Genomic DNA, 13,944 nt, shown 5'->3' on the forward strand with positions numbered 1-13,944 from the left:
CGCGGGCTCCCGCTGATCGGGACGATGCGCAGGAAGGTCAGGCGAAGGAGGCCGAGCAGCCGGTCAGTACCGCGCGGTCACCGACCGTGGCCGTGAACGACGCTGAAGCCGCCGCCCGATCGGTGGTGGCCCCGACGGAGAGCACGTCGCCGGGGAAGACCGGCCCGGCGAATCGCGCCGACAGGCTGGTCAGGTCGGCCGGGTGGGCACCGAGCGAGGCGGCGAGCGGGAGCGTCACGGCAGCCACGGAGCACAAGCCGTGCAGGAACGGCCTCGGCTGTCCGGCGGCCTGTGCCGCGGCCGGGTCGACGTGCATGTGGTGCCGGTCGCCGAGCAGGCGGTAGAGCGCGGCCTGCTCGGGGCGGGTGGGCAGCTCGAGCTCGAGGTCGGGGGCAGCGGGAGCGGCCGGCGACGAGGGTCCCCGCTGGCCACCGAACCCGCCGGCGCCGGGGGCGAACAACGACCAGGTCGCCACGAAGTGCTCGCTCTCCACGGCCACCTCGAAGACCGCGGCGGACCCCTTGTCCCACACGTTCGCCACAGACGCCTTCATCGTGAAGGAGCCCGCGCGCGGCAGGGGCGCGCGGACGTCGAGGCGCTGGGCACCGTGCACCGCCGTACGGATGTCGAAGGCGCCGGCCGAGCCGAGCGCGTCGGGTGCCCACTGGGCCAGGGTCAACGCGAAGGTCGGCAGCACCCGGAGCCGCTCCTCGAAGACCAGGTCGAGGTCGTCGGCCGGGGCGCCGACGGCAAGTGCGTAGAGGATCGCGTCGCGTTCGTCGTACGACACCTGCCGCTCTCCCAGGTCGCGGCCCGCCCAGTCGCCGGCGTTGCTCACGCCACGCCCACGATCACGCCGCTGGTCGGTACGCCGGTGCCGGCGGTGACCACCACGTTCTCGACGGTGCGCGGCTGGTTCACCGAGGTGCCGCGGACCAGCCGAACCGCCTCCGCGATGCCGTTCATGCCGTGCAGGTAGGCCTCGCCGAGCTGGCCCCCGTGCGTGTTGAGCGGGAGAGATCCGTCGAGCTCGAGGTGCCCGTCCTTGATGAAGCCGGCCGCCTCGCCGCGCCCGCAGTAGCCGAGCTCCTCGAGCTGGGTCAGCACGAACGGGGTGAAGTGGTCGTAGAGGATCGCGGCGCCCATGTCGGTCGGGCGCAGCCCGCTCTGCCGCCACAGCTGGTCGCCGACCAGGCCCATCTCGGGGATTCCCGAGATGGAGGGCCGGTAGTAGGAGGTCATCATGTGCTGGTCGTCGGCGGAGCCCTGGGCCGCGCCGAGCACGTACGCCGGCGGGTTCGGCAGGTCCTTCGCGCGTTCGGCCGAGACCAGCACCAGCGCCTGGCCGCCGTCGGTCTCCTGGCAGCAGTCGAGCAGGTGCAGCGGCTCGGCGATCCAGCGCGAGGCCTGGTGCTCCTCGAGGGTGATCGGCCGACCGAAGAAGTGCGCCTTCGGGTTGGTGGCCGCGCGGGCGCGGTCGATCACCGAGATGCGGCCGAAGTCCTCCGACGTGGCGCCGTACTCGTGCATGTAGCGCTGGGCGAACATCCCCACCCACTGGGCCGGCGTGGACAGGCCGTACGGCGTCATCCAGGAGTACGCCGCCCGGTCGGCGTTGGTGTCCATCGGGCGACTGGCCTGCCCGAGTCCGTAGCGCTCCCCCGAGCGTTCGTTGAACGACCGCCAGCAGACCACCACGTCGGCGAGGCCCGCATGGATCGCGGCCGCGGCATGGGCGATCGTGCCGCACGCGGCGCCGCCGCCGTACCCGACCCGGGAGAAGAAGCTGAAGTCGCCGATGCCGACGTTGCGGGCCACGTGGATCTCGGAGCTCGACTCGGCGGTGAACGTGACCAGGCCGTCGACGTCGGAGGGTTTCAGGCCCGCGTCGGCGATGGCGGCGGTGACCGCCTCGCAGGCCAGCTGCAGCTCGCTGCGGCCGGACTCCTTGGAGAACTCGGTGGCACCGATGCCGACGATCGCGGTCGCGCCCGAAAGCCCGCTCATGCTGCGTCCTCCGGAAGCTCCACGACGACCGAGCCGGTCGCGTGCGGGCCCAGGCTGTTGATGCCCTTGACGTCGACGGTGACCAACCGGTCGTCGACGGCGGTGACGGAGCCGCTCATCGTCATGGTGTCTCCCGGGTAGTTGGGCACGCCGAGCCGGATCTTGATCTTCTTCACCCGCGCGGCCGGTCCGGCCCACTCGGCGACGTAGCGCTCGACCAGCCCGTTGCTGGTGAGGATGTTCATGAAGACGTCCTTCGAGCCGCGCTCGACCGCGAGGCCCGGGTCGTGGTGGACGTCCTGGTAGTCGCGACTGGCGATCGCGGTGGCCACGATCAGCGTGCGGGTCAGCGGAATCGCCAGCTCGGGCAGGTCATCGCCGACGGTGACCGAGCTCGGCGTACGTGTGGGTGCGAGGCTCATGAGGTGACCTCCTCGACGGCCAGCAGGGCGCCGAGGTCGGCCAGTGCCGCCGAGGATCCGCCCAGGGTGCTGGAGATCTGCTTGCCCCACAGGAAGTGCCGGTGCACCGGGTAGTCGACGTCGACGCCGATCCCGCCGTGCACGTGCTGGACGCGGTGGACGACGTCGAGGCCGGCCTGGTCGCACCACCACTTGGCCACCAGCGCGGAGCGGCCGGCGCCGTTGTCGTTGTCGCTGCCGTTGCCCGCGTCGGCGTCGTCGGTCAGCGCCTGCCACAGCGTCACGCGCATCGCGTCGACGTCGATCCAGCAGTCCGCGAGCTGGTGCTGCACGGCCTGGAACGACCCGAGCGGGCGACCGAACTGCTCGCGCGTCGAGGTGTACGCCGCGGCGAGGCGCATGGCGCCGTCCGCGACGCCGACCTGGACGGCGGCGAGGGCGAGGGCGGACTGACGCAGCGCGGCAGCCAGCGCCCGACCACCGGGCTCGCCGAGCGCCTCGGCCGGGGTGTCGGTGAGGGTCAGGGTGCCGGCCAGGTCGAGGCTCGTGGTCTCGGCCTGCTCCCAGGCCAGGTCGGTGTTGGCGACCAGGAACAGCCCGGTGCCGTCGGGCGTGGTCGCGGAGACCAGCACGTGGTCGGCGCCGCCGGGGGTGGGCACGACGGCCTTGACCCCGTTGAGCAGCCAGCCGTCAGCGGCACGGGTGGCCGTGGTCGTGGGCGCCGAGGGTGCGGCGCCGTCGAACTCCTCGAGGGCGAGGGTCAGGCGCAGTGACCCGTCCGCGGCACCGGGCAGCAGCGCGTCACGCTGGGCCGGTGAACCGTCGCGGGCGACGGCGAGTGCTGCGACGACGGCCGACCAGAGGGGCACCGGTGCGACGTGGCGACCCTGCTCCTCGAGCACGACGCATGCCGCGTCGAGGCCGAGCCCGGCGCCGCCGTACTCCTCAGGCAGTGCGAGGCCGAGCAGCCCGGTCTTGGCCAGGTCTCCCCAGAGCACGTCGTCGACGCGGGTCGCGGTGGCCTCGACCTCGCGGACCCGGTCGGTCGCTGCGCGGCCGTCGAAGATGTCGCGGGCCAGGCCCTGGACGTCGATCAGCTCTTCGTCGAGGTTGAAGTCCATCAGCTCTCCTCGGTGGGTTCGGGCGTGGCCGGGCCGAAGACCGGCAGGGTCAGGTCGGGTCCGTCGTCGATCCACTGGACGGCGAGCGGCATGCCGATCGTGACGTCCTCGGGGGTGACACCGGTCAGGTTGGTGATCAGGCGGGTGCCCTCCTCGAGCTCGACGACCGCGATCAGCAGCGGGTAGTCGAAGGCGGGGTGGCGTGGGTGATGGGCGACGACGTAGGAGTAGAGCGTGCCGCGGCCCGAGCACTCGACGGTGTCCCACTCGAACGACTGGCACTCGGGGCACTCGGGCCCCGGTGGGTGCCGCAGCGACTGGCACGAGGTGCAGCGCTGCACCACGAGCCGGCGTTCGCGCGCCGCCTCGAACCAGAAGGCGTTGTCGAGGTTGATCGCCGGCTTCGGGCGCTCGGCGCGGGGCTCGACCTTGGCGGCTGGCTTGAACCGCAGGGTGCGCCAGCGCTGGGTGGCGACCACCTCGCCGGCACCGTCGCGGTAGGTCTTCATCGTCGTCACGAAGCGCCCGACGCCCAGGCCGGTGGCCTTCTCGGGCGAGATCGAGTCGACGACCTCCTCCACGGAGATCTCGTCGCCGGGCACCACCTCGCGCACGAAGTCGAACTCGGAGTCGGTGGCCACCACCGAGGTGTAGCCGCCCTCGTCGAGCAGGGCGATCAGCTCCTGGAAGCCGCCGGCCGCTGCCTGCGGGCGCACCGTGGCGGCGTACCCGCGCATCGTCCAGGCCTGGATCATCGAGGCCGGGGCGACCACGTCGTCGCGCCCGGTGGCCCGGGCGGCGTCGGCGTCGAGGTGCACCGGGTTGGCGACCTCCATGGCCTCGACCCAGTGCCGGATCATCGGCAGGTTGACCGGGTCCTGCCCGGGGGTGCGCTCGTTCAGCACGCGGCCGACGAAGGCTTCCAAGCGCTCGTCGTACTGCCTGTCGTCGTACGACGTCCCGGCGCTCATCGCTTGCCCCTCGGCATGCCGAGCCCGACCGTGGCGACCATGTCGCGCAGCACCTCGTTGACCCCGCCGCCGAACGTGTTCACGATGCCCTGGCGGGACAGCTGCTCGACCTGGCCGTGCAGCACGGCTCCCTCCGAGCCCGGACGGATCCGGCCGGCCGCGCCGATGATCTGGGTCAGCGTGCGTTGCACGTCGATGTGCGTCTCGGTGCCGTAGGTCTTGGCGGCGCCGGCGGTCTCGCCGCGCAGCGACCCGTCGCCGACGGCCGCGGTCAGCTTCCAGTTCATCAACCGCATCGCCTCGAGCTTGGCGTGGGTGCGGGCGAACTCCTGCTGGACCCACGGTCGCTCGATCACGCCGTTGCCCTTGGCCCAGGCCAGGGTCTGCTCCCAGAGCTGGATCATCCGGCCGCCGAGGGCAGCGAGGGCGACCCGCTCGTGGTTGAGCTGGGCGGTGATCAGCTGCCAGCCGCCGTGGAGCTCGCCGACCAGCTCGGTCGACGGCACCCGGATGCCGCTGTAGTACGTCGCAGTGACCGTCATCCCGCCGACCGCCTTGATCGGGCTCCAGCTGAAGCCCGGGTCGTCGCACGGCACGATCAGGATCGAGATGCCCTTGTGCTTGGCCGCCTCGGGGTCGCTGCGACAGGCCATCCAGACGTAGTCGGCGGTGTTGCCGCCGGTGGTGAAGATCTTGGCGCCGTCGACCACGAAGTCGTCGCCGTCCACGACCGCCCGGGTGGAGACCGAGGCGAGGTCGGTGCCGGAGTTCGGCTCGGTGTAGCCGATCGCGAAGACGATGTCGCCGGTGAGCATGCCGGGGAGGTACTTGCGCTTCTGCTCCTCGGTGCCGAACTGCATCAGAGTCGGGCCGACGGTGTTGATCGTGACCAGCGGGAACGGCACGCCGGCGCGCTGGATCTCGTCGTAGAAGATGAACTGCTCGTCGGCGCCCAGCCCGCGCCCGCCGTACTCGGTGGGCCAGCCGACGCCGAGCCAGCCGTCCCGGCCGAGCATCTTGACGACTTCGCGGAACCGGTCGCCGCCGGCTCCGGCCTCGCCGACCGCGCGGCGCTCGTCGTCGGGCAGCAGCTGGGCGAAGTAGGCCCGCAGCTCCTTGCGCAGCGCCGTCTGGGCGGGGGTCTCACGCAGGTCCATGACACTCCTGATTCCGGGCCCGGTCGTGGGCCCACTCGTGCAGATTGACACTTGAATAGACACGTGTCAACCACATGTCTATTCAGCGGGAGTGAACCCGGTTAGAGTGACCGGCATGACTGCCCACCGCGTCGTACGCAACATCCTCTCGCCCGCGCGTGCCGCGACGCGGGAGCGCCTGATCGACGCCGCGATCGAGCTCGCCACCGAGGGCGGGTACGACGCGGCCGGCATCCGCCAGGTGGCCGCGCGCGCCGGCGTCTCGGTCCCGACCGTCTACCAGCACGCGAGCTCCAAGGACCAGCTCCTGGTCGAGGCGCTGATGGCACTCGGCGAGCGGTCCACGGAGGGCGTCCGCCAGCGCCGCCCGCGCGAGAAGACTCCGGCGGCCCGGCTGAGCGCGGTGTTCCGCCGGGTGATGCGCCAGGCAGGAGAGAAGCCGCTGCTCTACCAGGCCCTCTATCGGGCGTACGTCGCCAGCGCGCCGGCGCTCACCGCCCTCGACGGGCCGGTCGGGTTCGGTCCCGAACGCGCCCGCTGGATCGGCGAGACCCTGCGCGCCGGCGACGTCGGCGACCACACCGACGAGGAGATCGAGTCGGCCTCCCGCATCCTCAGCATGATGTTCCTCGGCGCGATGATCGGCGTCGCGGCGGGACGCGACGTCGACGAGGTGCTCCGGATCCTCGACGAGGCCACCCACCAGCTCATCCGCTGAGGCCTGCGCCGAGGCGTTCCCGCGCGACGAGCGGCCACTGACCGGGATTGGTCGGACACACGGCCCTCCGACTCCGGATGATTCGAGGCATGAGCACCGACGTCCGCCCCACCGACACCACGCCCACCTCCGGGGACATGCGCGCCGCGATGGGCATCTTCGCCTCCGGGGTGACCATCGTGACCGGCATCGACAGCGACGGGCCGGTCGGCTTCGCCTGCCAGTCCTTCGCCTCGGTCTCGCTCGAGCCGCCGCTCATCCTCTTCTGCGCGGACCACGGCGGCCGCAGCTGGCCACGGATCCAGAAGACCGGGCGTTTCTGCGTGAACGTGCTCGGGGAGGCCCAGTCCGAGCTGTGCGCCCGCTTCGGCTCGAGCCGCGGCACCCGCTTCGAGGGTCTCGACTGGGAGCTGTCGCGTTGGAGCGCCCCGTCATTGCCGGGCGTGATGCTGCGGGTGCACTGCGAGGTCGAGGACGTCCACGTCGCCGGCGACCACGACGTGGTGATCGGCCGGGTCCGCGAGCTCGAGTACGACGGCTACGAGCGGCCGATGATCTTCTACCGCGGTGCGTTCGGGACCGACTTCGACGAGCGGGCACAGAGCCACCACGACGCGACGCCCGCCTCCATGCTCACGTGGGGCGACGGCATCCGCTGGGGCTGAGGACCGCAAGAACCCACGGCTCGCGCATCAAAAGCACGCGGCTCGCGCATCAAGAACACGCGGCTCGCGCATCAAAAACCCACGGGTCGCGCATCAAAAGGACGCGGGTCGCGTCACATCCAGCTGCTGCGACCGGCGGCCATCAGGCGGCCCATCGTCTCGGGCGACCAGGTCTGCTCGGGGACGAGGCCGTCGGTACGACGACGCGGTCGCACCGGCTTGGCCAGCTGCGGGGAGAGGGCCTGGGAGAGCTCACGGGTGGCGGCTGCCACCAGCCCGGCCACTCGCTCGAGCGGCGCCTGGGAGTCACCGACCAGCGAGATCGCGCCGATCGGACCGTCGGCGTCACGCACGGCGGCGGCGACGCAGGCGATGTTCGTGAAGCACTCGCCGCGCTCGTAGGCCAGACCACCGCGGGACCGGATGCGGTGCAGCTCCTGGTGCAGCGTGTTCAGGTTGCCGATGGTGTTGCGGGTGGTGCGGTCGAGCTCCTCGCCGACGATCTCGTCGACGGTCTCGGGCTCCAGCCAGGCCAGCATCGCCTTGCCCAGCGCGGTCGAGTGGGCCGGGGCCCGTCCTCCGACCCGCGACGGCACGGCGCCGGCGAAGCGGCCGCCCATCTTGTCGAGGTAGTGCACCTGGCCCTGGTCGAGAACCGCCAGGTGGACCACGAGACCGGTGCGCACCATCAGGTCGTGGAGCATCGGCGCGGCCTCGGTGCGCAGGTCGTTGATGCCGCGGTCGCCGGTGGCGCCCAGCGTCAGCGAGCGCGAGCCGAGTGCGTAGCCGAAGCTCGTGTGGTCGAGCCAGGCCAGCTTGACGAGCTGGTCGAGGATCCGGTGCGCGGTCGAGCGCGGCAGGTGGGTGGCGCGGGCGATCTGCTCGAGCGTCAGGCGCGTCGTCGGCCCGGTGAACGCATCAAGGATCAGCGTCATCCGCTCGACCATCGACGGCGGCAGCTCGCGATCGGCCTTGGCCGGCATCTCGACACTCTCGACAGCAGACATGTGCGCCACTCCCTTGCAGAACGGATCCCCCAAACTGAAATGAATTCTAGGTGACCGCAGCCACAAGGACAAGCCCTTCGCGAAGTTCCGTTCACCGGGAGGCCCGGACCCGGCCGAGCTGACCGGTGGCAGCATCCGCAGCAACCACCCCACCGCGTGTCAGGAGAGCCCATGCGCATAGGCATCGTCAGCCCGATCGTGACCGCAAATCCCGGAGCACACAGTGACTGGGAGGCAGCAGCCGGCATCGCCGAGCTCGCCACGATCGCCGAGGCCGCGGACCGACTCGGCTTCGACCACCTGACCTGCAGCGAGCACGTGGCGGTCCCGACCGGGGTCGCCGAGCAGCGCGGCGCGACGTACTGGGACCCGCTGGTCACCCTCAGCTACCTCGCCGCCCGCACCACCGACATCCGGCTGGTCACCCAGGTGCTGGTGCTCGGCTACCACCACCCGCTGGAGATCGCGAAGCGCTACGGCACCCTCGACCTCGTCTCCGGGGGCCGGGTGGTGCTGGGCCTCGGCGTCGGGTCGCTCCAGGAGGAGTTCGACCTGCTCGGCGCCACCTTCGAGGGCCGCGGCGCCATCGCCGACGACGCCCTCAAGGCCCTGCGGGCCAGCCTGGGTCGTCGTACGCCGACCTACCACGGCTCGCACTTCGACTTCGAGGACCTGGTCATCGAACCGCACGCGATCCAGGAGCACCTGCCCCTGTGGATCGGCGGGCGTACGCCGCGCTCCCTGCGCCGCGCGCTGACCCTGGGCGACGGGTGGGTGCCCTTCGGCCTCTCCCTCGACGACCTCACCCGGATGCTGGCCGACGCCGACCTCCCCGACGACTTCCAGGTCTCGCTGAGTGCCGGACGACCGCTGGACCCGATCGGAGAGCCCGAGCGCACCGGGGACCAGGTGGCGCGCGTGCTGGAGGCCGGCGCCACCGTGGTGAGCACGGCGATCGACGCCACGTCGGCCGGCCACTACGTCGAGCAGCTGGAAGCCCTGGCCGTGCTCGCGAAGGAGATCTGATGGACGTCGCCGCACTGGAAGAACGCCTGCGCCGCCTCGAGGACAAGGAGGCGATCGCCGAGCTGATCGCGACCTACGGACCGCTGGTCGACGGCGGCGCCGCCGACGACGTCGCCGCCCAGTGGACCGAGGACGGCGTCTACGACGTCGACGAGATCACCATGAACGGCCGCGACGAGATCCGCTCAATGGTGCGCTCGAAGAACCACCAGGGCTGGATCGCCGGTGGCTGCGCCCACTTCCTCGGACCCGTGAAGATCACCGTGACCGGTGACGAGGCGGTGGCCGTCTGCCACTCGCTGATGATCGTCAACCGCGGCGGAGACTTCGAGAAGGACCCCGAGTTCGTCGTACGCCGGGCCACCGCGCACCACTTCGAGCTGGTTCGTGGCAGCGACGGCTGGCTGGTCGCCAAGCGGACCAGTCGGGTGCTCGACGGCCGGGCCGAGGCGCCCGCACTGCTGGTCAAGGGCGCCCATGGGGAGCGCGCATGACCGGACAGCTCGAGGGCAGGGTCGCGATCGTCACCGGCGGCGGTGACGGCATCGGGGCCGGCGTGGCGCGGGCGTTCGCGGCCGAGGGCGCGAAGGTGGTGGTCGCCGAGCTCGACGCGACGAAGGGACAGGCGGTGGCCGACGAGATCGGTGGCAGCTTCGTGCGAACAGATGTCGGCCGGCGCGACCAGGTCGAGGCGATGGTCGCCCACGCACTCGACGAGCACGGCTCGGTGGACGTCCTGGTGAACAACGCCTGGGGCCGCGCCACTGTCTCCCGGGTCGAGCACAAGACCGACGAGAACATCGACCACGGCCTGGACGTCGGATTCCGCGGTCCGTTGTGGGCGATGCAGGCGGCCTTCCCACACATGAAGGCTGCGGGCTGGGGTCGGGTGATCAACATGGTCAGCCTCAACGGCATCAACGCCCACATGGGAACGCTGGAGTACAACGCGGCCAAGGAGGCGCTGCGCGCCCTGACGCGGACGGCGGCCCGGGAATGGGCTCCGACCGGCATCGTGGTCAACGCGATCGCTCCCGGCGCCAAGAGTGCGGCGTACCACCGGGTGATGGCCGAGAACCCCGCGCTGGCCGCGGCGGTCGACGGCCAGAACCCGATGGGGCGCGTGGGCGACCCGCTGGCCGACATCGCACCCGTGGCGGTGTTTCTGGCCAGCGACGGCGCACGCTACGTCACCGGCAACACGATCTTCGCCGACGGCGGCGGGCACATCAACGGGGTGGCCTGGGCGCCCGAGCTCCCGGACTGAGCCTGGAACGGGCCTGACCGAGCACGCGAGCCACAGCGCGGAACATCCCAGTCACCGGGTGACTGGGATGTTCCGCGTTACAGGGATCTCAGCGGCGCACGGCTCAGGGCAGGCGCGCCGAGAGCCGCGGGGCGTCGATGACCGTGCCCAGCAGTGCGTTGGCCTCCGGGTCGTCGTGGCCCGAGCGCGCCAGCCAGGCGATCACCCTGCCTGACGCCTCGACGGGCGCTCCGGTGAAGCCACGAGCCTCGATCTGGTCGGTGCCGCCCCGGGCACGGCCCGACTCGGTCACCACGAATCCCGGTTCGAGGTTGAACGCACGGATGCCTTGGTCACGGAACTCCGCGTTCACCGCACCGGCGATCCGGCCGATGCCAGCCTTCGCCGCGGCGTACGCCAGGCCCCAGCCGCCCTCGCCGGGAGGACCCGGTGGATCGATGCTCGCCGACCCCGAGCACATGTTCGCGACGATGCCTCCGCCCGCGGCGACCATGGCCGGCAGCAGCGCCTGCACCAACGCCACCTGTCTCACGAGGTTCGACTCGAGGCTGTCCCGGAGGTCACCGAGGTCCAGCTCGAGGAAGCGCGCGTGCGGGACGTGGTGCACGGCGTTGTTCACCAGCACCGTCGGCGCACCCCACTGCTCCAGGAGCAGGTCGGCGACCACCGCCGGACCGGCCGGGTCGGCCAGGTCCATCCGCAGGGGCAGGGCCCGTACGCCGAGTGCCTGGATTGCCGCAGTCGTCGAGTCGAGGCTGCCCGGCACCGAGTGGAGGACACCGGCCTCCCGCGTGGTTCGTCCCGGAACCGAGCCCTCACCCTCGGTGACGGTGCGGGCGGTGAAGGCCACGTCGGAGCCGTCTCCCGCGAGGGCCAGCGCCGTGCTCCGGCCGATGCCCCGACTGGCGCCGGTCACCAGCGCGATCCTGCGTGGTGAAGTCATGTCAGACCCGCTCGATGATCGCGACGATGACCGGCCTGCCCATCAGGGTCGATCCCACCGATCAGCCGATCCAGGCGTCCTGGAGCAGCACCATGCTGTTGGTGGTGTCGACGACACCGTGCACGTCCTTGCTCCACATCAGGAACTCACCGGTCGGGCTGAAGATCAGCGCCGGCACCTGCTCGTTCCACTGCGCCTGGATGCGGCCCATGATCTCGCGCTGCTGGTCCTCGGTCTCGGCGGCCTGGAACTCGTCGAAGAGGGCGTCCATCTCGGGACCGGTGGGCATGCCGACGTTGAGGTTGCCCTCGCTGTGCAGCGTGGCGAACATCCGGCCGTAGGGGCCGGCCTCACGCCAGCTGATCCCCCACCCGGCGACGTCGTAGTTGCGGTCGACGGCGACCTTCTGGATCTGCTCCTGCACGTTCGAGACCAGGTCGAGCTTGACCGTGAGCCCGACCGCCTCGAGGAACGCCTTGACGGTCAGCGCAGTCTCCTTCGAGGCCGCGTCGGAGGCGTCCAGGTAGGTCACCTTGCCGTCGAAGCCGTCGGCCTTGGCCTCGGCGACCAGCTTCTTGGCGGCGTCCGGGTCGTAGGGCAGTGGCTTCACGTCGGTGTGCCACACCGACGAGCTCGGGAAGACCTCGTTGCTCGGCAGCCCGGCGCCGCCGTACGACCGGTCCGCGATCACCTTCGGGTCGATCGCCATGTGCATCGCCTGGCGCACCCGCGGGTCGCTGCCTGGGTGCCCCTCCTGGCCGTTGATCACGGCCACGCTGCCGAGGGAGACCATGTTGAGGAAGCCGCTCTGTCCGGCCTGCACGGCCTCGTCGACCAGGTCGGGCTCGCGCGTGAACGCCGCGTCGAGCTCGTCGGACTTGAACGAGTCGTACGTCGCACTCGGGTCGTTGAGGAACACGACCTTGATGCCGTCGAGGTTGGGCGCACCGCCCCAGTAGTCCTTGTTGGCCTTGAGCTCGATGCTCTCCGCCGTCTTGTGCGAGGCGAAGGTGAAGGCGCCTGCACCGACCGGCTTGAACTTCTCGCCCTCGCCAGCCGACTTGGCGACGATCATGCCCGGCCCGGTCGTCAGCATGTAGTCGAAGCTGGGCCACTTCGTCGCGAGCTCGAACTCGACCGTCAACGGGTCGGTCGCCGAGACCGACTTCACGTTGTCGCTCCACAGCATCGCCTCGTCGGCGCCGAGGCGCACGTAGCGCTCGATGCTGAACTTCACCGCGGCGGCGTCGAGCGCCGTACCGTCGCTGAACTTCACGCCGTCGCGCAGCTTGAGGGTCCAGGTCTTGTAGTCGGCGCTGTGCTCGAGGTTCTCGGCGAGCTGCGGCTGCACCGTGTTGTCGGCGCTGTTCCAGCGCATCAGCACGTCGTAGATCGCGGACATCTCGAGACCACCGGTCGAGCCGGCCACGATCGTCTCGGCCGGGTCGAGCACTGCGGGCTCGGAGTAGGCGCCGAAGGTGAGCGTGCCGCCCTGCTTCGGGTCGCCGGCGTCGGCGATGTTCACCAGTCCGGTCTCGTAGGTGGCGGCGTCGCCGTGCTTCTTCTCCCCGTCGTCGCCCGAGGCGCACGACGTGAACATGGCCGCGGTCAGCACCAGTGCGGCGACGCCGCCCAGCTGGCGCCGCGCGCGGATCTTCATTGATGTCATACGAATGGACTTCCTTCCACTGCCAGGGATCCACGCCTCGTGCGGGCAGCCCGGCCTGCAGCAAAGCAACCCGTCGGCCGGAGCGCCCGGACCACTCCCACCCAGCGAGAGCCACAGCCGAAACCCGGCGACAACCAGACCAAGCAAGTGCTAGGTTTCAAGACCTCGGGAGGAAACGGAGGGCACCCCATGAGCGTGCTGCAGATCGAACCGACACCCGCACCCCGACCGGGGGTCGCCGAACGTCTGACCTGGATCCTCGACAGCTTCGTCGACGGACCCGAGGTGATGTTCCTCGAAGACATCACCGAAGCCACCGGCCTGCCCCGCTCGACCGCGTTCCGGCTGGTCACCCAGCTCGTCGACCTCGGCTGGCTCGAGCACGCCGTCTGCGGCTACCGACTCGGCCCGCGGGTGCTGGCCCTCAGCGCCCAGGCCCAGACCCACGCCACCCTGCGCGCGGCAGCGTCCGACACGCTCAACGACCTGCACGAGGCCACCGGTGCGGTGGCCCACCTCGGGGTGCTCGAAGGAGGCCGGGTGCACTACCTCGACAAGATCGGCGGGCCCCTGCGCAACAGCATCCCGGTCACCGGCGTCGGCAAGCGGATCGCCGCCGACCGTGGAGTCAGTGGGCGGGTGCTGCTGGCCGGGCTGCCGCCGGAGCAGGTCGACGTCCTGCTCGCGCAGGAGAACCGGACCCAACGACTCCCGAGCCTGCACCAGCAGCTCGATGCGGCACGTCGCCGCCACGGCATCGTCCAGTCCCCCGCCGAGAACTGCCCGATGCACATCAACGCGGTCGCGGCACCGATCCTCTCGCCCGCGGGTGCGATCGGGGCGATCGGAGTGGCGAGTCGTCGACACCTGCGCCTCGACGCGCTGGCTCCCCAGGTCGCCCGGGCCGCCCGCCAGATCAGCCTGGCGATGTTTCCCGGCTGGACCGGCCGCTGACCCCTGCTGGTCCGTTC

General features: G+C 70.9%; 15 protein-coding genes. 6 read left to right on the forward strand and 9 right to left on the reverse strand.

Annotation, left to right across the window (positions count from 1 at the left end):
• Positions 1 to 37 precede the first annotated feature (37 nt).
• The 6 genes from ASD66_RS04235 to ASD66_RS04260 are packed head-to-tail and all read right to left on the reverse strand — an operon-like array spanning position 38 to position 5,678.
• Entirely contained in the window at positions 38 to 838 is an 801-nt protein-coding gene (locus ASD66_RS04235) for a MaoC/PaaZ C-terminal domain-containing protein (protein ID WP_056890120.1), read from the reverse strand.
• Positions 835 to 2,007, reverse strand: coding sequence for a lipid-transfer protein (locus ASD66_RS04240; protein WP_056890121.1), 1,173 nt, complete (start codon positions 2,005 to 2,007; stop codon positions 835 to 837). The genes ASD66_RS04235 and ASD66_RS04240 overlap by 4 nt, the downstream gene beginning before the upstream one ends.
• Positions 2,004 to 2,429 (reverse strand): MaoC family dehydratase, encoded by a 426-nt coding sequence (locus ASD66_RS04245; protein WP_056688089.1) that lies wholly within the window; start codon positions 2,427 to 2,429, stop codon positions 2,004 to 2,006. Before ASD66_RS04245 ends, ASD66_RS04240 begins: the two co-directional genes overlap by 4 nt.
• Positions 2,426 to 3,550 (reverse strand): acyl-CoA dehydrogenase family protein, encoded by a 1,125-nt coding sequence (locus tag ASD66_RS04250; RefSeq protein WP_056890122.1) that lies wholly within the window; start codon positions 3,548 to 3,550, stop codon positions 2,426 to 2,428. The genes ASD66_RS04245 and ASD66_RS04250 overlap by 4 nt, the downstream gene beginning before the upstream one ends.
• Positions 3,550 to 4,521 (reverse strand): bifunctional MaoC family dehydratase N-terminal/OB-fold nucleic acid binding domain-containing protein, encoded by a 972-nt coding sequence (locus ASD66_RS04255; RefSeq protein ID WP_056890123.1) that lies wholly within the window; start codon positions 4,519 to 4,521, stop codon positions 3,550 to 3,552. Before ASD66_RS04255 ends, ASD66_RS04250 begins: the two co-directional genes overlap by 1 nt.
• A complete protein-coding gene (locus ASD66_RS04260; protein ID WP_056890124.1) occupies positions 4,518 to 5,678 on the reverse strand; it encodes an acyl-CoA dehydrogenase family protein in 1,161 nt (386 codons plus the stop codon). The genes ASD66_RS04255 and ASD66_RS04260 overlap by 4 nt, the downstream gene beginning before the upstream one ends.
• A 115-nt stretch (positions 5,679 to 5,793) precedes the next feature.
• On the opposite strand from ASD66_RS04260, the gene ASD66_RS04265 reads away from it, so the two are divergent.
• Both ASD66_RS04265 and ASD66_RS04270 read left to right on the forward strand, forming a co-directional pair.
• Positions 5,794 to 6,396: a TetR/AcrR family transcriptional regulator gene (locus ASD66_RS04265; RefSeq protein ID WP_056890559.1), complete on the forward strand. Its 603-nt coding sequence runs from the start codon at positions 5,794 to 5,796 to the stop codon at positions 6,394 to 6,396.
• Positions 6,397 to 6,485: 89 nt separating this feature from the next.
• Positions 6,486 to 7,061, forward strand: a complete 576-nt coding sequence (locus ASD66_RS04270) for a flavin reductase family protein (protein ID WP_082599315.1) — start codon at positions 6,486 to 6,488, stop codon at positions 7,059 to 7,061.
• Between the two features lie 113 nt (positions 7,062 to 7,174).
• Here ASD66_RS04270 and ASD66_RS04275 read toward each other — a convergent pair whose 3' ends face one another.
• Complete coding sequence (locus ASD66_RS04275) at positions 7,175 to 8,068, reverse strand: IclR family transcriptional regulator (RefSeq protein ID WP_056688077.1); 894 nt, start codon at positions 8,066 to 8,068, stop codon at positions 7,175 to 7,177.
• A gap of 171 nt (positions 8,069 to 8,239) precedes the next feature.
• Here ASD66_RS04275 and ASD66_RS04280 point away from each other — a divergent pair, with 171 nt between their 5' ends.
• The 3 genes from ASD66_RS04280 to ASD66_RS04290 are packed head-to-tail and all read left to right on the forward strand — an operon-like array spanning position 8,240 to position 10,361.
• Positions 8,240 to 9,094 (forward strand): LLM class F420-dependent oxidoreductase, encoded by an 855-nt coding sequence (locus ASD66_RS04280; RefSeq protein ID WP_056688074.1) that lies wholly within the window; start codon positions 8,240 to 8,242, stop codon positions 9,092 to 9,094.
• Entirely contained in the window at positions 9,094 to 9,588 is a 495-nt protein-coding gene (locus ASD66_RS04285) for a nuclear transport factor 2 family protein (RefSeq protein WP_156388533.1), read from the forward strand. Before ASD66_RS04280 ends, ASD66_RS04285 begins: the two co-directional genes overlap by 1 nt.
• Positions 9,585 to 10,361 carry an SDR family NAD(P)-dependent oxidoreductase gene (locus ASD66_RS04290; protein WP_056890125.1) on the forward strand — a complete coding sequence of 259 codons (777 nt, stop codon included), beginning with the start codon at positions 9,585 to 9,587 and terminating at the stop codon, positions 10,359 to 10,361. Before ASD66_RS04285 ends, ASD66_RS04290 begins: the two co-directional genes overlap by 4 nt.
• Before the next feature lie 103 nt (positions 10,362 to 10,464).
• Here ASD66_RS04290 and ASD66_RS04295 read toward each other — a convergent pair whose 3' ends face one another.
• Together ASD66_RS04295 and ASD66_RS04300 are read right to left on the reverse strand one after the other, a co-directional pair.
• Positions 10,465 to 11,304 carry an SDR family NAD(P)-dependent oxidoreductase gene (locus ASD66_RS04295; protein WP_056890126.1) on the reverse strand — a complete coding sequence of 280 codons (840 nt, stop codon included), beginning with the start codon at positions 11,302 to 11,304 and terminating at the stop codon, positions 10,465 to 10,467.
• Positions 11,305 to 11,365: 61 nt separating this feature from the next.
• The gene (locus tag ASD66_RS04300; RefSeq protein ID WP_056890127.1) at positions 11,366 to 12,964 is read right to left on the reverse strand and encodes an ABC transporter substrate-binding protein; all 1,599 of its coding nucleotides are present in this window, start codon (positions 12,962 to 12,964) and stop codon (positions 11,366 to 11,368) included.
• Positions 12,965 to 13,162: 198 nt separating this feature from the next.
• Between ASD66_RS04300 and ASD66_RS04305 the strand changes: the two genes are divergently transcribed.
• Entirely contained in the window at positions 13,163 to 13,927 is a 765-nt protein-coding gene (locus tag ASD66_RS04305; protein ID WP_056890128.1) for an IclR family transcriptional regulator, read from the forward strand.
• Positions 13,928 to 13,944: the final 17 nt, after the last annotated feature.

The sequence above is a fragment of the Nocardioides sp. Root151 genome (assembly GCF_001427925.1).
Lineage (GTDB): Bacteria > Actinomycetota > Actinomycetes > Propionibacteriales > Nocardioidaceae > Nocardioides.